Annotated in this window: 21 protein-coding genes; 13 read left to right on the top strand and 8 right to left on the bottom strand. The window is 61.1% G+C overall.

Translation table 11 applies throughout. The features are described 5' to 3' along the window. The first annotated feature begins 33 nt into the window (after positions 1-33). The 9 genes from J3P77_RS01555 (at position 34) to J3P77_RS01515 (ending at position 6,779) form a co-directional block, all read left to right on the top strand. Positions 34-720, top strand: a complete 687-nt coding sequence (locus J3P77_RS01555; RefSeq protein ID WP_434679156.1) for a YggS family pyridoxal phosphate-dependent enzyme — start codon at positions 34-36, stop codon at positions 718-720. A gap of 24 nt (positions 721-744) precedes the next feature. After that, on the top strand, positions 745-1,563 hold the full coding sequence (proC, locus tag J3P77_RS01550) for a pyrroline-5-carboxylate reductase (protein ID WP_434679155.1): 819 nt from the start codon (positions 745-747) through the stop codon (positions 1,561-1,563). A gap of 28 nt (positions 1,564-1,591) precedes the next feature. Next, on the top strand, positions 1,592-2,182 hold the full coding sequence (locus tag J3P77_RS01545; protein ID WP_434679153.1) for a YggT family protein: 591 nt from the start codon (positions 1,592-1,594) through the stop codon (positions 2,180-2,182). 232 nt (positions 2,183-2,414) lie between these two features. After that, positions 2,415-3,554 (top strand): homoserine O-succinyltransferase MetX, encoded by a 1,140-nt coding sequence (gene metX / locus J3P77_RS01540; RefSeq protein WP_434679152.1) that lies wholly within the window; start codon positions 2,415-2,417, stop codon positions 3,552-3,554. Positions 3,555-3,561: 7 nt separating this feature from the next. Beyond that, a complete protein-coding gene (gene metW, locus J3P77_RS01535) occupies positions 3,562-4,182 on the top strand; it encodes a methionine biosynthesis protein MetW (RefSeq protein WP_434679151.1) in 621 nt (206 codons plus the stop codon). 25 nt (positions 4,183-4,207) lie between these two features. Next, a complete protein-coding gene (locus J3P77_RS01530) occupies positions 4,208-4,642 on the top strand; it encodes a DUF4426 domain-containing protein (protein ID WP_434679150.1) in 435 nt (144 codons plus the stop codon). Then, positions 4,639-5,235: an RdgB/HAM1 family non-canonical purine NTP pyrophosphatase gene (rdgB, locus tag J3P77_RS01525; protein ID WP_434679149.1), complete on the top strand. Its 597-nt coding sequence runs from the start codon at positions 4,639-4,641 to the stop codon at positions 5,233-5,235. The genes J3P77_RS01530 and rdgB overlap by 4 nt, the downstream gene beginning before the upstream one ends. Then, entirely contained in the window at positions 5,232-6,446 is a 1,215-nt protein-coding gene (gene hemW / locus J3P77_RS01520) for a radical SAM family heme chaperone HemW (protein WP_434679148.1), read from the top strand. Before rdgB ends, hemW begins: the two co-directional genes overlap by 4 nt. A 9-nt stretch (positions 6,447-6,455) precedes the next feature. Further along, entirely contained in the window at positions 6,456-6,779 is a 324-nt protein-coding gene (locus J3P77_RS01515; protein ID WP_434679146.1) for a DUF3392 domain-containing protein, read from the top strand. Positions 6,780-6,891: 112 nt separating this feature from the next. Here the strand turns inward: J3P77_RS01515 and trmB are convergent, their stop codons facing one another. From trmB to J3P77_RS01495, 4 genes are all read right to left on the bottom strand, one after another. Next, positions 6,892-7,539 (bottom strand): tRNA (guanosine(46)-N7)-methyltransferase TrmB, encoded by a 648-nt coding sequence (gene trmB, locus J3P77_RS01510; RefSeq protein WP_434681830.1) that lies wholly within the window; start codon positions 7,537-7,539, stop codon positions 6,892-6,894. 97 nt (positions 7,540-7,636) lie between these two features. Beyond that, the gene (locus J3P77_RS01505) at positions 7,637-8,431 is read right to left on the bottom strand and encodes a thiazole synthase (protein WP_434679145.1); all 795 of its coding nucleotides are present in this window, start codon (positions 8,429-8,431) and stop codon (positions 7,637-7,639) included. 49 nt (positions 8,432-8,480) lie between these two features. Continuing rightward, on the bottom strand, positions 8,481-8,681 hold the full coding sequence (gene thiS / locus J3P77_RS01500; RefSeq protein ID WP_434679144.1) for a sulfur carrier protein ThiS: 201 nt from the start codon (positions 8,679-8,681) through the stop codon (positions 8,481-8,483). Between the two features lie 99 nt (positions 8,682-8,780). After that, positions 8,781-9,164 carry a DUF423 domain-containing protein gene (locus J3P77_RS01495; protein WP_434679143.1) on the bottom strand — a complete coding sequence of 128 codons (384 nt, stop codon included), beginning with the start codon at positions 9,162-9,164 and terminating at the stop codon, positions 8,781-8,783. Positions 9,165-9,245: 81 nt separating this feature from the next. On the opposite strand from J3P77_RS01495, the gene mtgA reads away from it, so the two are divergent. Continuing rightward, positions 9,246-9,956 carry a monofunctional biosynthetic peptidoglycan transglycosylase gene (gene mtgA / locus J3P77_RS01490; protein WP_434679142.1) on the top strand — a complete coding sequence of 237 codons (711 nt, stop codon included), beginning with the start codon at positions 9,246-9,248 and terminating at the stop codon, positions 9,954-9,956. A 173-nt stretch (positions 9,957-10,129) separates the two neighbouring features. On the opposite strand, the gene rpoH is transcribed toward mtgA, so the two are convergent. The 4 genes from rpoH to ftsY all read right to left on the bottom strand — a co-directional run bounded on the left by rpoH (position 10,130) and on the right by ftsY (position 14,293). Continuing rightward, on the bottom strand, positions 10,130-10,984 hold the full coding sequence (rpoH, locus tag J3P77_RS01485; RefSeq protein ID WP_434679140.1) for an RNA polymerase sigma factor RpoH: 855 nt from the start codon (positions 10,982-10,984) through the stop codon (positions 10,130-10,132). A 107-nt stretch (positions 10,985-11,091) separates the two neighbouring features. Continuing rightward, positions 11,092-12,123: a permease-like cell division protein FtsX gene (ftsX, locus tag J3P77_RS01480; protein ID WP_434679139.1), complete on the bottom strand. Its 1,032-nt coding sequence runs from the start codon at positions 12,121-12,123 to the stop codon at positions 11,092-11,094. Continuing rightward, a complete protein-coding gene (gene ftsE, locus J3P77_RS01475) occupies positions 12,120-12,791 on the bottom strand; it encodes a cell division ATP-binding protein FtsE (protein ID WP_434679137.1) in 672 nt (223 codons plus the stop codon). Before ftsE ends, ftsX begins: the two co-directional genes overlap by 4 nt. Then, a complete protein-coding gene (ftsY, locus tag J3P77_RS01470; RefSeq protein WP_434679135.1) occupies positions 12,788-14,293 on the bottom strand; it encodes a signal recognition particle-docking protein FtsY in 1,506 nt (501 codons plus the stop codon). The genes ftsE and ftsY overlap by 4 nt, the downstream gene beginning before the upstream one ends. Positions 14,294-14,549: 256 nt before the next feature. Here ftsY and J3P77_RS01465 point away from each other — a divergent pair, with 256 nt between their 5' ends. From J3P77_RS01465 to rsmD, 3 genes are read left to right on the top strand one after another with little or no spacing between them, the layout of a single operon-like run. Then, complete coding sequence (locus J3P77_RS01465; RefSeq protein WP_434679134.1) at positions 14,550-15,902, top strand: M16 family metallopeptidase; 1,353 nt, start codon at positions 14,550-14,552, stop codon at positions 15,900-15,902. Beyond that, positions 15,899-17,458 carry a M16 family metallopeptidase gene (locus J3P77_RS01460; protein ID WP_434679133.1) on the top strand — a complete coding sequence of 520 codons (1,560 nt, stop codon included), beginning with the start codon at positions 15,899-15,901 and terminating at the stop codon, positions 17,456-17,458. The genes J3P77_RS01465 and J3P77_RS01460 overlap by 4 nt, the downstream gene beginning before the upstream one ends. Beyond that, entirely contained in the window at positions 17,458-18,042 is a 585-nt protein-coding gene (gene rsmD, locus J3P77_RS01455; protein WP_434679132.1) for a 16S rRNA (guanine(966)-N(2))-methyltransferase RsmD, read from the top strand. The genes J3P77_RS01460 and rsmD overlap by 1 nt, the downstream gene beginning before the upstream one ends. Positions 18,043-18,062: the final 20 nt, after the last annotated feature.

The following is an 18,062-nucleotide window of genomic DNA, read 5'->3' as shown; positions in this document are numbered from 1 at the left end:
TGCCGCAGACTTCAGCCCTGCCGGCAGACCTAAATGTCCACGATAGCAGCGAACATATCAACGCTCGAATCCCGAATTCTGTCGGCGGCGCGCGCAGCGCAACGCGATCCCGCCGCCATTGGCCTGCTGGCCGTAAGCAAAACCAAGCCGGCTGACGCGATACGCGAAGCTTACGCGGCTGGCCTGCGCGACTTTGGCGAAAACTACTTGCAGGAAGCGCTGGGCAAACAGGCCGAATTGACCGACCTGCCCTTGTGCTGGCATTTCATCGGCCCCATTCAGTCGAACAAGACGCGCCCTATCGCCGAAAACTTCGCCTGGGTGCATTCCGTGGATCGCCTGAAAATCGCACAACGCCTGTCCGAGCAGCGCCCCGAAGGTCTTGAACCGCTCAATATCTGTATTCAGGTCAACGTCAGCGGGGAAGCCAGCAAATCGGGCTGTACGCCGGAAGATCTGTCCGCTTTGGCGGCCGCCATCAGCGAGCTGCCACGACTGAAGTTGCGCGGCCTGATGGCGATTCCCGAGCCCACGGAAGACGTCAACGCACAGGCTGCTGCATTCGCCGCCGTGCGCACGCTACGGGACAACCTGAATCTGCCACTCGACACGCTGTCCATGGGCATGAGCCACGATCTGGAAGCCGCGATCGCCCAGGGCGCGACCTGGGTCCGGATCGGCACTGCGCTTTTTGGCGCTCGCAACTACGGCCAGCCCTAACCCTCCCACTCAAGGACCCAGCTCATGAGCAAGACTCGTATCGCCTTCGTCGGTGCAGGAAACATGGCTGCCAGCCTGATCGGTGGCCTGCGTGCCCAAGGCGTGGATGCAGCCCTGATCCGCGCCAGCGCGCCGGGTGCTGAAAGTCGCGAACGCATTGCCACCGAACATGGCATCCGGGTATTCGCCGACAACGCCGAAGCCATCGAAGGTGCCGATGTTGTGGTTCTGGCAGTCAAGCCACAGATGATGAAAGCCGTCTGCGAAGCGTTGAAACCAAGTCTCAAGCCCAAGCAGCTGGTGGTATCGGTGGCGGCTGGCATTACCTGCGACAGCCTGGCGCGCTGGCTCGGAGACCAGCCCGTCGTGCGCTGCATGCCCAACACCCCTTCACTGCTGCGTCAGGGTGCGAGCGGCCTTTACGCGACCGGCAAGGTCAACCACAAACAGCGCGAACAGGCCGAGCATCTGCTCTCGGCGGTCGGCATTGCGGTCTGGATCGAGCAGGAACAGCACATGGACGCAGTGACTGCTCTTTCTGGCAGCGGCCCGGCGTATTTCTTTCTGATGATCGAAGCCATGACGGCGGCAGGCGTGAAGCTGGGCCTGCCGGAAGACATCGCCAGGAAACTCACCCTGCAAACTGCATTGGGCGCTTCGTTGATGGCGACTGGCAGCGACGTGGACGCCGGCGAACTGCGCCGCCGTGTCACCTCGCCCGGCGGGACCACCGCCGCGGCCATCAAGGCATTTCAAGAGGGTGGCTTCGAAACGCTGGTGCAAACCGCACTCGACGCCGCCCGGCATCGCTCGGCCGAAATGGCCGAACAATCAGGCAAATAATTTTTCAGGTCTTTAACGGAGCAGATCGATGATCGGACTGAACACCGCTGCAATCTACATCTTGCAAACCCTCGGCAGCCTGTACCTGCTGATCATCCTGTTGCGCTTCGTGCTGCAACTGGTACGCGCCAACTTCTATAACCCGCTGTGTCAGTTCGCGGTGCGCGCCACGCAGCCGCTGCTCAAGCCTCTGCGCCGGATCATCCCCAGCCTGTTCGGGCTGGACATGTCGTCGCTGGTGCTGGCGATCATCGTGCAGATGATCCTCATGGCCCTGACGCTGCTGCTCAGCTACGGCACGACCGGCGATCCGCTTCAGCTGCTGCTGTGGGCGATCATCGGGGTTACCGCACTGTTCCTGAAGATCTTCTTCTTTGCCCTGATCGTCAGCGTGATCCTTTCCTGGGTTGCACCCGGCAGCCACAACCCTGGCGCAGAGCTGGTCAACCAGATCTGCGAGCCTTTGCTGGCGCCGCTGCGCCGCGTCCTGCCGAACCTGGGCGGTCTGGATATCTCACCGATCCTGGCCTTCCTGGTCCTCAAACTGCTGGACATGCTGGTCATCAACAACCTCGCCGCCATGACCGGCATGCCGCAAGTGCTGCGCATGTTGATCTGACATCACACGCTGTGGGAGCGGACCGGCTGGCGATCCGCTCGACCGCGAAGTGTCCCGATATTCAGCACTGTGGCAGCAAGACTTATTCGGCGAATGGGTCTTGCTGCCGCTGAGCGCCAGATCGCGAGCAAGCTCGCTCCTGCATTTCTGTATCCGCTGTTGAAGATTCCTCTGTTGCCGCTACCCCATGCGATCTTTAGACTTACGCCTCATTTGAATGAGAGCAGGGTCAATGCCCACGGTCTTTCCCCACGACTCTGTCGGTCTGGTCACTCCGCAACTGGCGCATTTCAGCGAGCCACTCGCCCTGGCCTGCGGCCGCTCGTTGCCTGCCTATGACCTGATCTATGAAACCTACGGCCAGCTGAACGCTGCGCGCAGCAATGCCGTGCTGATCTGTCATGCCTTGTCCGGCCACCACCATGCTGCCGGCTATCACAGCACCGACGACCGCAAACCGGGTTGGTGGGACAGCTGCATCGGCCCCGGCAAGCCGATCGATACCAACAGATTCTTTGTCGTAAGCCTGAACAACCTGGGCGGTTGCAACGGTTCGACCGGCCCGAGCAGCATCGACCCGGAAACCGGCAAACCATTCGGTGCCAACTTCCCGGTGCTCACCGTCGAGGACTGGGTCAACAGCCAGGCACGTCTGGCCGATCTGCTGGGCATCAGCCAATGGGCGGCAGTCGTCGGCGGAAGCCTGGGCGGCATGCAGGCGCTGCAATGGACCATCAGCTACCCCGACCGCGTGCGGCACTGCCTGGCCATCGCCTCGGCGCCCAAGCTGTCAGCGCAGAACATCGCATTCAACGAAGTTGCCCGCCAGGCGATCCTTACCGATCCGGAATTCCATGGCGGCTCCTTCCAGGAGCAAGGTGTGATCCCGAAGCGCGGCCTGATGCTGGCGCGCATGGTCGGGCACATCACCTATCTGTCCGATGATTCGATGGGCGAGAAATTCGGCCGCGGTCTCAAGAGCGAGAAGCTCAACTACGACTTCCATAGCGTGGAATTCCAGGTCGAAAGCTACCTCCGCTATCAGGGCGAAGAATTCTCCGGGCGCTTCGACGCCAACACGTATCTGCTGATGACCAAGGCGCTGGACTATTTCGACCCTGCGGCCAATTTCGACGACGATCTGGCAAAAACCTTCGCATCGGCCACGGCAAAGTTCTGCGTGATGTCTTTCACCACCGACTGGCGCTTCTCGCCTGCCCGTTCGCGGGAGCTGGTGGACGCACTGATGGCCGCGCGCAAGGACGTCTGCTATCTGGAAATCGACGCACCTCAGGGCCATGACGCCTTTCTGATCCCGATACCGCGCTACCTGCAGGCTTTCGGTAACTACATGAACCGAATTACGTTGTGAGAAAGCCATGAGAGCCGATCTTGAAATCATCCAGGAGTGGATTCCTGCCGGCAGCCGCGTACTCGACCTGGGCTGCGGTAATGGTGAACTGCTCACCTGGCTGCGTGACAACAAGCAAGTCACCGGTTACGGCCTTGAAAACGACCCGCACAATATCGCCGAGTGCGTGGCCAAAGGCATCAACGTTATCGAGCAGGACCTGGACAAGGGCCTGGGCAACTTTGCCAGCAACAGCTTTGACATCGTGGTCATGACCCAGGCGTTGCAGGCCGTGCACTACCCCGACCGGATCCTCGATGAAATGCTGCGCGTCGGTCGCCAGTGCATCATCACTTTCCCAAACTTCGGCCACTGGCGGTGCCGCTGGTATCTGGCGAGCAAAGGCCGTATGCCGGTTTCGGAATTCCTGCCGTATACCTGGTACAACACGCCCAACATCCACTTCTGCACATTCGAGGATTTCGAAGAGCTGTGTCGTGAGCGTCAGGCGCAGGTTATCGACCGACTCGCCGTCGATCAGCAGCATCGGCATGGATGGGCAAGCAAGCTTTGGCCTAATCTGTTGGGTGAGATCGGCATTTACCGGGTCAGCAGCCCGGGCCTGACGGACCATCAGGTCGCCGTGTAACCCAGTGTCTATCAGGAGAACCCACATGGGCCGCCTGGCAATATTACTGCTCGCCGCCTGCCTCGGCCCGTCGGCCCTTGCCGCCGACGCCATCAGCAGCACCCGGCAGGCAGTGTTTGGTGATGTGACCGTTTACTACAACACCTTCAATTCGACGTTTCTGCAGCCGGAGATCGCCAAAGGCGTCGAACTGATCCGCAGCAAGCATCAAGGTGTGATCAACGTTTCGGTGCTCAAGACCGGAAAGCCCTATCCGGCGCAGGTCAGCGGGACCATCAGGGATCTGACAGGCGAGCCGGAGGCACTGCTCTTCAAACAGGTTACCGAGCACGGCGCGGTGTCATTCCTGGCGCAATACCCGGTAACCCGGCAGGAAACCCGAATTTTCGAAATCACCGTTCAGGCGGGTGGCAAGACCAACCGCTTCAGCTTCAATCAGGAACTCTTCCCAGGCCAATGATGAACCTTACCCAACTAGTATTGGCCAGCCACAACGGCGGCAAGCTCAAAGAACTCCAGGCCATGCTCGGTGACAGCGTGCAGCTGCGCTCGGTAGGCGAATTCAGCCAGGTGGAGCCAGAGGAGACCGGCCTGTCTTTCGTCGAAAACGCGATCCTGAAAGCTCGCAACGCCTCCCGGTTGTCCGGGCTGCCAGCGCTGGCGGACGACTCGGGGCTGGCTGTGGATTTTCTCGGCGGCGCGCCAGGCATCTACTCGGCCCGCTATGCCGATGGCCAGGGGGATGCGGCGAACAACGCCAAACTGCTGGAAGCACTCAAGGATGTGCCAGACGAGCAACGCGGTGCACAGTTCGTATGCGTACTGGCGCTGGTGCGCCATGCTGACGACCCTTTGCCGATCCTGTGCGAAGGCCTGTGGCACGGACGGATACTGCATGCTGCCAGTGGCGAACATGGTTTTGGCTATGATCCGCTGTTCTGGGTGCCGGAGCGTGACTGCTCCAGCGCCGAACTCAGTCCCGCGGAAAAGAATCAGCTGAGCCACCGAGCCCGTGCCATGGTCCTGCTGCGGCAGCGTCTGGGCCTGCAATGACCCACGACACGCCTGCACAACCCCTGTTTCCGGGCGAGACGGGGTTCTCGTCCGCGAGCCCCGGTATCGCGCTGCCGCAGCTGCCGCCGCTGTCGCTGTACATCCACATTCCGTGGTGCGTGCGCAAATGCCCTTATTGCGACTTCAACTCGCATACCGCCAGCCCGATATTGCCGGAAGAGGAATATGTCGACGCGTTGCTGGCCGATCTGGATCTGGACCTGCCTCATGTGCATGGCCGCGAGCTGCGCTCGATCTTTTTTGGCGGCGGCACGCCAAGCCTGTTCAGCGCCCAGGCGCTGGGCCGTTTACTGACCGGTGTCGAACAGCGGATCCGCTTCGCCAGCGACATCGAGATCACCCTGGAAGCCAACCCCGGCACCTTCGAGCAGGAGAAATTCCGCGCCTACCGCAGCTTAGGCATCAATCGGCTCTCGATTGGCATCCAGAGCTTCCAGGAAGCCAAGCTCAAGGCATTGGGGCGCATTCATAACGGCGACGAAGCGATCCGCGCCGCGGATATGGCTCGCCAGGCGGGTTTCGACAATTTCAATCTGGACCTGATGCACGGCCTGCCGGATCAGTCTCAGGAAGAAGCATTGAATGATCTGCGTCAGGCTATCGCCCTCGCGCCGACGCACCTGTCCTGGTACCAGTTGACCCTGGAGCCCAACACGGTGTTCTGGAACCAGCCGCCAGTGCTGCCTGAAGACGATATCCTGTGGGACATTCAGGAAACCGGGCAGCAACTGCTCGCCGACAACGGCTACGCGCAATACGAAGTGTCGGCCTACGCCCAACCGGGCAAGGCGGCGCGGCACAATCTCAACTATTGGGCGTTCGGTGATTTTATCGGTATCGGCGCCGGCGCTCACGGCAAGCTCAGTCATCCGGACGGGCGCATCATCCGTACCTGGAAAACCCGCCTGCCCAAGGACTACCTCAACCCGGACAAACCATTCCAGGCCGGACACAAGCGCCTCTCCACGGAAGAGCTGCCGTTCGAGTTCCTGATGAACGCGCTGCGTCTGACTGATGGAGTGGACGCTGCGTTATTTCAGGAACGCACCGGTCTAAGTCTCGCCTCGCTGGCAAGCGCCCGGCGTGAGGCCGAGCAACGCGGGTTGCTGAAAGCCGATCCCGCCAGACTGGTTGCCACCCCGCAAGGCCAGCTGTTTCTCAACGATTTGCTGCAATATTTTCTGATCTAAGGACCGTGCATGGATCTCATACTTGACCTGCTTGCCACTGTTTCGCGCTGGAGTCGCAGCAATCTTTCAGAAATTGCCCTGGCGTTGGTGGGTTGCCTGCTGGTGCTGTTCGGATCGGATATCAAAGGATGGATGGAACAGCGCATCGGCAGCATGGCCGGCGCGTTGCGCATCCCGATCATGGCCCTGCTCTGCACACTAGGCAGTGGCCTGGCGCTGATCTACGCCACGCCCTGGGTCATCCGCGGACTGAGCCAGTTCAACAACTACAGCCTTGCACCGGTGTTGCTGGTGGTGTTGATCCTGATCGGAGTTATCGCGGACAGGAAGTGAGCGACTGATGCCCGCAGGAGCGCGCTTGCCCGCGACAGGAATGGCCCGGCTTGATCAGGCAAACCGCGTCATCGTTTATCGCGGGCAAGCGCGCTCCTACTTTCAGAGAAAGTCAGTCGACCTTCTCGAACTTCAGATCCCACACCCCGTGCCCCAGACGCTCGCCACGGCGTTCGAACTTGGTGATTGGGCGTTCGGTCGGGCGCGGTATGTACTGACCGTCTTCAGCCTGGTTGCGATAGCCCGGCGCGGCGCTCATCACTTCCAGCATATATTCAGCGTACGGACCCCAGTCAGTAGCCATGTGAAACACGCCACCGACCTTCAGTTTGCTGCGCACCAGCGCCGCGAACTCCGGTTGCACGATGCGGCGCTTGTGATGACGGCTCTTGTGCCAAGGGTCCGGGAAGAACAGCATCAGTCGATCCAGGCTGTTATCCGCGATGCAGCGGTTCAGCACCTCGATGGCGTCGCAATCGTAGACGCGCACGTTGGTCAGGCCCTGGGTCAGCACCCCATTGAGCAGGGCACCGACGCCCGGGTAATGCACCTCGACACCAATGAAATCCTGCTCGGGCGCGGCGGCTGCCATTTCCAGCAGTGAATGGCCCATGCCAAAGCCGATTTCCAGAGTGCGCGGAGCGGAGCGACCGAACACCTGATCGAAATTCACCGGCGCGTCCGTCAACGACAGGCCGAACTGCGGGCGGCCCTGGTCCAGCCCGCGCTGCTGGCCTTCGGTCATGCGACCGGCACGCATCACGAAACTCTTGATGCGGCGGTGCTGGCGCTCTTCGCCTTCTTCGGTAACAGGCGACTCTGGGTGCGGAACGTGCGAATCAGTCATCAACGGGCTCTTACTTGATCAGGCCATCCAGCGGCGAGGAAGCGCTGGCATAGAGTTTTCGAGGCATGCGCCCGGCGAGGTACGCCAGACGTCCTGCAATTACGGCGTGTTTCATGGCTTCGGCCATCATGACCGGATGCTGGGCATGGGCGATGGCCGAATTCATCAATACGGCTTCACAGCCCAGTTCCATGGCAATGGTCGCGTCTGAAGCGGTACCGACGCCGGCATCCACCAGCACCGGCACTTTGGCTTCTTCGAGGATGATCTGCAGGTTGTACGGGTTGCAGATTCCCAGGCCACTGCCGATCAGGCCGGCCAGCGGCATGATCGCGATACAGCCGATTTCGGCCAATTGACGGGCGATGATCGGATCGTCACTGGTGTAGACCATCACGTCAAAACCGTCCTTGACCAGAACTTCGGCGGCCTTGAGGGTTTCGATCACGTTGGGGAACAGGGTCTTCTGGTCCGCCAGCACTTCGAGCTTCACCAGGTTGCGCCCGTCCAGCAGCTCGCGGGACAGACGGCAGGTGCGCACAGCCTCGACCGCGTCGAAGCAACCGGCGGTGTTGGGAAGAATGGTGTAGCGGTCCGGTGGCAGCACATCCAGCAGATTCGGTTCGCCCGGATTCTGACCCAGGTTGGTGCGGCGCACCGCAACCGTGACGATCTCGGCGCCCGAAGCTTCGATGGCCAGACGGGTCTGTTCCATATCAGCGTATTTGCCGGTACCCACCAGCAGGCGGGATTCGAAGGTCCGACCGGCCAGAACGAATGGCTTGTCGCTGCGTGCATTGCTCATCGGAAATCCTCTTCTACAAGATGGGAGTCGTTGCTATGCCGGGCGGGCTCTAACCGCCGCCAATCGCATGAACCACTTCGACCTGATCGCCTTCGGACAGGACTGTGGACTCATGCTGGCTGCGCGGCACGATATCCAGATTCAGTTCTACCGCGACCCGACGCCCGACGAGTTCCAGGCGGGCCAGCAACGCCGCGACGGTTTCTCCGTCGGGCAACTCAAAGGATTCACCGTTCAACTGAATGCGCATGCGAGAGCAGCCATCATTTTTAGGGGCCCGCATTCTAGCCCGATCAGTCGGGATGACCAAGGCAAAGCCGCGCCATTCGTCTCAGGCGCGGTACCAGCCTCAAACCGTGGCGTTGCCCAGACGCCAGGCCGCCACGCCAAGCAGCGCCCAGCCAACGAGGAACGCCAAGCCACCGAACGGCGTGATGATCCCCAGCTTGCTGAAACCGCTCAGGGTCAGCACATAAAGGCTGCCCGAAAACAGCACGATGCCCAGAGCAAACGAGAAGCCCGCCCAAGTGACGAGTCTTCCCGGCAGCTGCGCTGCCAATACGGCCACGCCCAGTAGCGCCAGTGCATGTATCAGTTGGTAGAGCACACCGGTGTGGAAGATCGCCAGATATTCCGCAGTGAGGCGGCTTTTGAGGCCATGTGCTGCGAAAGCACCGAGGCCGACGCCAGTGAAGCCGAAAAAGGCGGCCAGCATCAGAAAGCTACGAAGCATCAGGAACTCCTTTGAAAAATCGTCCGAAGGCGCATGGTCTGTATAATGGCCCGCTCAACGGGTTCGGCCAAGCCATCTCTTATGCTGCAGTCTCTGTTCCGTCGCGTCTTCAAGGTCCTGCTGTGGTTTGCAGCGGGCAGTTTTGTGCTGGTTCTGGCGCTGCGCTGGGTTCAGCCGCCCGGCACGGCGTTAATGGTGGAGCGCAAGATCGAATCATGGATCAACGGGGAGCCCATCGATCTGCAGCGCAGCTGGCGACCCTGGGACCAGATCGCCGACAGTCTGAAGGTCGCGGTTGTTGCAGGTGAGGATCAGAAATTCGCCGAGCATTGGGGTTTCGACGTCGATGCAATCCAGGCGGCGATCCTGCATAACGAGCGCGGCGGCTCGATACGCGGCGCCAGTACGTTGAGCCAGCAAGTCTCGAAGAACCTGTTCCTGTGGTCGGGTCGCAGTTATGTGCGCAAGGCGTTGGAGGCCTGGTTCACATTGCTGATCGAACTGCTGTGGTCCAAGGAGCGGATTCTGGAGGTGTACCTCAACAGCGTCGAGTGGGACGAAGGCGTGTTCGGCGCTCAGGCTGCGGCGCAGCACCATTTTCGGGTCGATGCCAGCGCGCTGAGCACTCAGCAGTCGAGCTACCTGGCCGCCGTCCTGCCCAACCCCCGCCAGTGGAGCGCCAGCCGCCCGGGAAGCTATGTCGCACGTCGCGCAGGGTGGATACGGCAGCAGATGAGGCAATTAGGTGGCGAGGGTTATCTGGCAGGGCTGAATCACAGCCGCAGGCTCTGATGGCGCAGAACCCGCTTTCGTAGGAGCGCGCTTGTCCGCGAAGGCCATGCCCCAACCGCTGCAGGTGCAGCGAATGTACCGGCCTCTTCGCGGACAAGTCCGCTCCTACACGCGAAAACCGCACAAACAAAAACGCCCCGATCGAATCGGGGCGTTTTGTTTTGCGAGCTGCATTAGGCGGCTATCGACGTCTTCAGCTTGTTCATCGCACTCTTCTCCAGCTGACGAATACGTTCAGCGGAGACGTTGTACTTCTGTGCCAGGTCGTGCAGCGTGGCTTTCTCTTCAGCCAGCCAGCGCTGGTAGAGAATGTCGCGGCTGCGCTCGTCCAGCACATCCAGGGCCTGATGCAGATTGGCCGTGGAGTTGTCGGACCAATCGGAATCTTCCAGCTGACGTGCCGGATCGTAGCGATGGTCTTCCAGATAATTGGACGGCGACTGGAAAGCGCTGTCGTCATCAGCTTCCGCAGCCGGGTCGAACGCCATGTCCTGGCCGGTCAGGCGGCTTTCCATCTCGCGCACTTCGCGAGGCTCCACGCCAAGGCTTTCAGCAACGCGATGTACTTCGTCGTTGTTCAGCCAGGCCAGACGCTTTTTCTGGCTGCGCAGGTTAAAGAACAGCTTGCGCTGAGCTTTGGTCGTAGCGACCTTGACGATCCGCCAGTTGCGCAGGATGAACTCGTGAATTTCGGCCTTGATCCAGTGAACAGCGAACGAAACCAGACGCACGCCCATTTCCGGGTTAAAGCGCTTCACAGCCTTCATCAGGCCGACATTACCTTCCTGGATCAGGTCCGCTTGCGCCAGACCGTAACCCGAATAACTGCGTGCGATGTGCACCACAAAACGCAGGTGGGCGAGGACCATCTGCCGAGCCGCCCCCAGATCCTGCTCATAGTAGAGACTCTCAGCCAGTTCACGCTCCTGCTCCGGCGTCAGCAATGGAATGCTGTTGACCGTATGCACATAGGCTTCGAGGTTAGCCCCCGGAACCAAAGCATAGGCAGGTTGCAAAGAAGTGGTCATACGAAAAAACCTCCGACTCACATGACTTGTGCAGTTGAGTACTGCGAAATTGACTGGGAACCACTAGACAAGTTCCGAATCAGTCAATTTTTGAAACAAAATTTAGCTTACCGTGGCGCCAGCTCTCGCAAATGGCGGGCGACCGCAATCCAAGCACCGATATACCCTAACAATACCGCTCCAAGCAAGAGCGAAAATCCATCACCCGTGGGGACGCCATCCAGCGCGAAGTCGCTGCCGTAAAGTCCGGCCAGCCCTGTTACCGCGTCGTTGAGCCAGTCGAGACCGAAGGCCAGAACGCCCCAGCACAGGATGCCTGCGCCGAAACCGTAGAGCGCACCCATATAAAGGAAAGGCCTGCGCACGTAGCTGTCGGTACCGCCTACGAGCTTGATAACTTCAATTTCAGTGCGCCGGTTTTCGATATGCAACCGAATGGTATTGCCAATGACCAACAGCAAAGCCGAGACCAGCAGAACCGTCAAGCCGAAGACAAAACGGTCGCCCAGCTTGAGGATTGCCGCCAGACGTTCGACCCAGACCAGATCAAGCTGCGCCTGCTGCACTTTTGGCAATTCGGCCAGCCGCGCACGCAAGGCCTCAAGCGCGGGCTTGTCGACCTCGTTTGGCGTTACCAGCACTACGCCCGGCAGCGGGTTTTCCGGCAGCTCCTTCAATGCCTCGCCCAGGCCGGACTGCTGCTGGAACTCGTCGAGTGCCTGTTGACTGCTGATGTACTCGGCCTCCGCCACACCGGGCATGGCCTTGATCTCATCGCGCATGCGGGTGCCGTCGGCACTGCTGGCGTCCAGATTCAGGTAGATCGAAATCTGCGCGGCACGCTGCCAGGAACCACCGAGGCGCTCGACATTGTTCAGCAACAACGAGAGCCCCATCGGCAGACTCAGCGCAATTGCCATCACCAGACAGGTAAAGAAGCTGCCAATCGGCTGTTTGCCCAGACGCCGCAGGCTGTCCACGAGACTGGAGCGATGGCTTTCCAGCCACGCGGCCAGCAAGGTCTTGAAATCAGGACCGTCATCGTCGTGATCACGCTGCTGCTTTTTCCTGGTCGGTGCAGGGTCGGCCGCTTTGGGCGCGACGCGTTCGGACACCTTTGGACTGCGTGTCGCACTCATGCTCCAGCCTCCCCGTCGCCGATCAGGCGGCCGCGTTGCAAGGTCAGCATGCGGTGGCGCATGCGGGCGATGAGCGCCAGATCGTGGCTGGCGATAAGCACGCTGGTTCCCAGTCGGTTGATGTCTTCGAACACACCCATGATTTCCGCCGCCAGACGCGGGTCGAGGTTACCGGTCGGCTCGTCGGCCAGCAGCAAGGCTGGGCGATGGACGATGGCGCGAGCGATACCGACCCGCTGCTGCTGCCCGGTCGACAGGTCGCCTGGATACAGCTCGGCCTTGTCGGACAGCGCCACGCGTTCAAGCGCAGAGTCGACGCGCTTGAGAATTTCAGGCTTGGACAGCCCGAGGATCTGCAAAGGCAGCGCGACGTTATTGAACACCGTGCGATCGAACAGAAGCTGGTGATTCTGGAACACCACGCCGATCTGGCGACGCAGAAACGGAATCTGGGCGCTGCTGATCTGCCCCAGGTCCTGACCGGCCAACATCAGCTTGCCGGTGGTTGGCCGCTCCATCGCCAGTAGCAGGCGCAGCAGCGTGCTTTTGCCTGCACCGGAGTGGCCGGTGACGAACAGAAACTCGCCGCGGCGCACTCGAAAACTCAGCTCGTGCAGCCCGACGTGCCCGTTGGGGTAGCGCTTACCGACCTGCTCGAACCGAATCATGTACGCTCCCGCTCCGCAAACAGCGCCTGAACAAACGGCTCTGCCTCGAAGGTGCGCAGGTCGTCGATGCCTTCGCCGACACCGATATAACGGATCGGCAGCCCGAACTGCTTGGCCAGCGCGAAGATCACGCCGCCCTTGGCGGTGCCGTCCAGTTTAGTCAGGGCCAGCCCGGTGAGGGTGACCGTCTGGTTGAATTGTTTGGCCTGGTTGATGGCGTTCTGACCGGTGCCCGCATCGAGTACCAGCAACACCTCATGCGGCGCCTCGGGATCCAGCTTGCCGATCACCCGACGCACCTTCTTCAACTCTTCCATCAGATTGTCTTTGGTGTGCAGGCGACCCGCAGTGTCGGCGATCAACACATCCACGCCACGCGCCTTGGCGGCCTGGACGGCATCGAAGATTACCGACGCCGAGTCGGCGCCCGTGTGCTGAGCAATCACTGGAATCTGATTGCGCTCGCCCCAGACCTGCAACTGCTCAACCGCGGCGGCGCGGAACGTATCGCCCGCAGCCAGCATGACTTTCTTGCCTTCGAGTTGCAGCTTCTTCGCCAGCTTGCCGATGGTTGTGGTCTTGCCGGCGCCGTTGACGCCCACGACCAGAATCACGAATGGCTTGTGTTCGGCCTTGATGACCAGCGGCTGCTCAACCGGCTTTAGCATGGCTGCCAGTTCGCCCTGCAGGGACGTGTACAGCGCCTGAGCGTCGGTCAGCTGTTTGCGTGCAACCTTCTGGGTGAGGCTCTGGATGATGACCGAAGTCGCTTCGACACCCACGTCGGCGGTCAGCAGGCGGGTCTCGATTTCTTCGAGCAGATCATCGTCGATGGCTTTTTTGCCCAGGAACAGGCTGGCCATCCCTTCGCCGATGCTGGCGCTGGTCTTCGACAGGCCCTGCTTCAGGCGGGCGAAGAAGCCGACCTTGCCCGCTTCGGCCCCGGGCGCGGCGGGTGCCGCAACCGGCGACGCGGCTGGAACGGACTCGATGGCCGGCTTTTCAACTGCAACCGGGGCTTCGGCGGCTGGCGCGGCGACCGGCTCAGGTGCGACCAGCACCGATTCCGGGACGTTGAGTGGCATAACATCCAGCGGCGGCTCGGGCTCGACCGCACGCTCGGGAGCGGCAACCGGATCGGGTACCGAGCGAGCGTGCCCGTGCTCCGGAATCGGCGGCGGCGTTTGCGGTTCAAGCTCGTCGACCAGCGCAACGGATTCATCAGCCACCGGCAAGGTCAGCCAGGGCTGGGCCGCCGGTTCGCCAGGCGGTACTGCCGCATGGGCCTCGGCCAGCGCGGGCGTGGCTGGCGGTTCGGCTGTCGGCGCAACGGATTGTGGCTCGACCAGCGGCGCTGCATCTGCACTGCGCTCCGGCTCGGTTACAGGGAGTTCTTCCGGCTGCGGCTCGGCTTGCTGCGGCTTTTTGCGCAGCCACCCGAACAGGCCTTTCTTCTCGCCAGCCGCGGCTGGGTTCTTCTTGTCGTCGTTGGAACCAAACATGGAGGACGGCTATCTCAAGGTAGCGAAACGCCAGAGGCGCCTCGGAAAATTCTGACATGAAAAACAGACTGCTTTTAGCACGGCTTGTTCACTGACCCATCGTACTATGCGGGTGCCGTTCAGCCGCGCCTGTGCACAGGTTTCATCTGGATTTAACCGGTGAAGGCTGTTTCTGTCGCAAACGGACCAGTATCCTAACACCCCCGCGCCCACCGACGCTAAGTTCAGCGGGCCGTCCTACAGGTTCAAACCACGAATGAATGCTCTAGCCCGCCGCGCCGCAGGCCTGCTGCTCGGCACAATCTGTCTGCCACTGACAGCGTTGGCCGCCGATCCGCAGCCTACTCATGAATTCATGCTCGATAACGGCCTGAAAGTCATCGTTCGCGAAGACCATCGAGCTCCCGTCGTAGTCTCCCAGATCTGGTACAAGGTCGGCTCCAGCTACGAAACGCCCGGGCAGACCGGCCTGTCCCATGCACTGGAACACATGATGTTCAAGGGCAGCAGCAAGACCGGCGCCGGGGAGTCTTCTCTGATCCTGCGTGATCTGGGTGCTGAAGAGAACGCCTTTACCAGCGACGACTACACGGCTTACTACCAGGTCCTGGCCCGCGACCGCCTGAGCGTTGCGCTGGAACTTGAAGCCGACCGCATGGCGACGCTGAAACTGCCGGCGGACGAGTTCAGCCGCGAGATCGAAGTCATCAAGGAAGAGCGCCGCCTGCGCACCGATGACAAACCCACCAGCAAGGCGTTCGAACGCTTCAAGGCCATGGCCTACCCTGCCAGTGGCTACCACACGCCGACCATCGGCTGGATGGCGGACCTCAACCGCATGAAAGTCGAAGAGCTGCGCCACTGGTATGAGTCCTGGTACGCACCCAACAATGCCACGCTGGTAGTAGTCGGTGACGTGAAGCCTGACGAAGTCAGAGCGTTGGCCGAACGTTTCTTCGGAGCCATTCCGCGCCGCAACGTGCCGCCGTCAAAACAGCCGCTGGAACTGGGCGAAGCGGGCGAACGTCGCATCACCCTGCATGTACAGACCCAATTGCCGAGCCTGATGTATGGCTTCAACGTGCCCGGCATGGCAACGGTCGAAGACCCGCGTTCGGTCAATGCCCTGCGCCTGATCGCCGCTCTCCTCGACGGTGGCTACAGCGCTCGCATTCCAGCCCGGCTGGAACGTGGCGAAGAACTGGTGTCCGGTGCCGCATCGCACTATGACGCATTCGCCCGCGGCGACAGCCTGTTCATGATCAGTGCCACGCCCAACGTTCAAAAGAAGAAGACGCTGGCCGATGTCGAAGCCGGAATCTGGCGTCTGCTCGACGATCTGAAAACCCATGCGCCATCGGCCGAAGAGCTGGAGCGCGTGCGCGCGCAGGTCATCGCAGGCGTCGTCTACGAGCGCGATTCCATCACCAGCCAGGCCACCATGATTGGCGAACTGGAAACAGTCGGCCTTTCGTGGAGACTGATGGATAACGAAGTCCAGGCGCTGCAAAGCGTCACCCCTGAAGATATTCAGAAAGCCGCCAAGACCTACTTCACTCGTGAGCGCCTCAGCGTTGCGCACGTTCTGCCTGCGGAGAAAGCCAAATGATCAAGCGCAACGCTTCACGTCACGCGCTGCTCGGCATGGCCCTGGCAGTCTCGCTGGGCACCGTGCTCGCCCAACCTGCTCTGGCGGAAACCGCGGCTGCCGGTAACACCCCGCAGCAGTCGCCGGTCGTACAGACCGCTCAGGCACCGGCACCAGTTCCTGCTCCAGCTCCAGCCGCCCCGGTCACGACGGAACTGGGCGGCAATCTGCAAACGCTCAAGGAACTGGACGGCAAGCCCCCGGCCCGCCGCGCGCTGAACATCCAGACCTGGAACACCACTGAAGGCGCCAAGGTGCTGTTCGTAGAGTCGCGAGAGCTGCCGATGTTCGACATCCGCCTGACGTTTGCCGCTGGCAGCAGCCAGGACCACAAGACACCGGGTATCGCGACGCTGACCAACGCGATGCTCAATGAAGGTATTCACGGCAAGGACGTCACGGCAATTGCCCAGGGTTTCGAAGGGCTGGGCGCGGAGTTCGAGAACGGCTCGTACCGCGACATGGCGGTCGCTTCACTGCGCAGCCTGAGCGCCGCGGACAAGCGTGAACCCGCCTTGAAGCTGTTCAGTGAAGTCGTGGGTAAGCCGACATTCCCGGCAGACTCGCTGACCCGCATCAAGAACCAGCTGCTGGCCAGCTTCGAATACCGCAAACAGAACCCCGGCGCGATTGCCGGTGAGGCACTGTTCAAGCAGGTCTATGGCGATCATCCTTATGCGCATCCGAGCGACGGCGACGCGCATAGCATCGGTGCGATCAATATTGCGCAGCTCAAGGCGTTTCACGCCAAAGCTTATGCTGCCGGTAACGCGGTAATCGCGCTGGTGGGCGACCTGTCTCGGGAAGAAGCCCAGGCCATTGCCGCACAGGTTTCCTCTGCACTGCCCAAAGGCCCGGCCTTGCCTAAAGTGCCGATGCCCGTGGAACCCAAGGCCGGAGCAACGCACATCGAGTTTGCTTCCAACCAGACGCACCTGATGCTCGCGCAGCTGGGTATCGACCGTAATGATCCGGACTACGTTGCGCTGAACATCGGCAACTCCGTGCTGGGCGGCGGCGGTTTCGGCAGCCGCCTGATGACTGAAGTGCGGGAGAAGCGCGGCCTGACCTACGGCGTTTCCTCGGGCTTCACCGCGATGCAGGTGCCCGGCCCGTTCCTGATCAGCCTGCAGACTCGCGCGGACATGAGTCAGAACACGCTGAAACTGGTCCAGGACATCGTCCGAGAGTTTCTGGCGAACGGTCCGACCCAGAAGGAGGTCGATGACGTCAAACGTGAACTCACCGGTAGCTTCCCGCTGAGCGCGGCGAGCAACTCAGCCATCGTTGGCCAGCTGGGCGCCATCGGCTTCTATAACCTGCCGCTGACGTACCTGGAGGACTACATGACCCAGGCACAGAACGTCACGGTCGAACAGGTCAAGGCTGCCATGAGCAAACACCTCAGTGCCGACAAAATGGTGGTCGTCACCGTCGGCCCGAACGTGCCGCAGAAAGAGCTGCCACCACCCACCGACAAACCCGCCGAGCGCCCCGCTGCGGTTCCGGAGCACTGATGGCCAATCCACGTCCAAAGAATCACGGTGGCCAAGGCCAGTTACGCATCATTGGCGGGGAATGGGGCAGCCGCAAGCTGACCTTCCCCGATGCGCCGGGCCTGCGCCCGACGCCTGATCGCGTCCGTGAAACCCTGTTCAACTGGCTGGCGCCTTATATCGCGGGCGCCCGCGTTCTGGATGTCTTCACTGGCAGCGGAGCCTTGTATTTCGAGGCCTTGTCGCGAGGTGCGAGCATGGGTCTCGCGCTGGACAGCAATCCGGCGGCTGTCGCCAATCTGCGCCAGAACCTGAATACGCTCAATTGCACTTCTGGTCAGGTGGTGCAGGCCGATGCCCTGCGGCATCTGGAAACCGCGGCGGCCACGCCTTTCGATGTGGTTTTCCTTGACCCGCCGTTTCACAAGGGCCTGCTGCCATCGGCCTGCGCCTTGCTGGAAAGCCGGGGGTGGCTGGCAGATCGCGCCTGGATCTATACCGAAAGCGAATCCGCCCCATCGACCACGGGCTTGCCCGGCGACTGGCGTCTGCATCGTGAAAAAAAGGCCGGTCAGGTGTACTACGCACTCTGGCAGCGCGGCTGAAACACTTCGGAGCCTGATTA

It is taken from the genome of Pseudomonas sp. R1-18 (assembly GCF_051132095.1).
Lineage (GTDB): Bacteria > Pseudomonadota > Gammaproteobacteria > Pseudomonadales > Pseudomonadaceae > Aquipseudomonas.
Note: the sequence above shows the minus strand (reverse complement) of the source record. Positions and strands in the feature narration are given on the sequence as shown.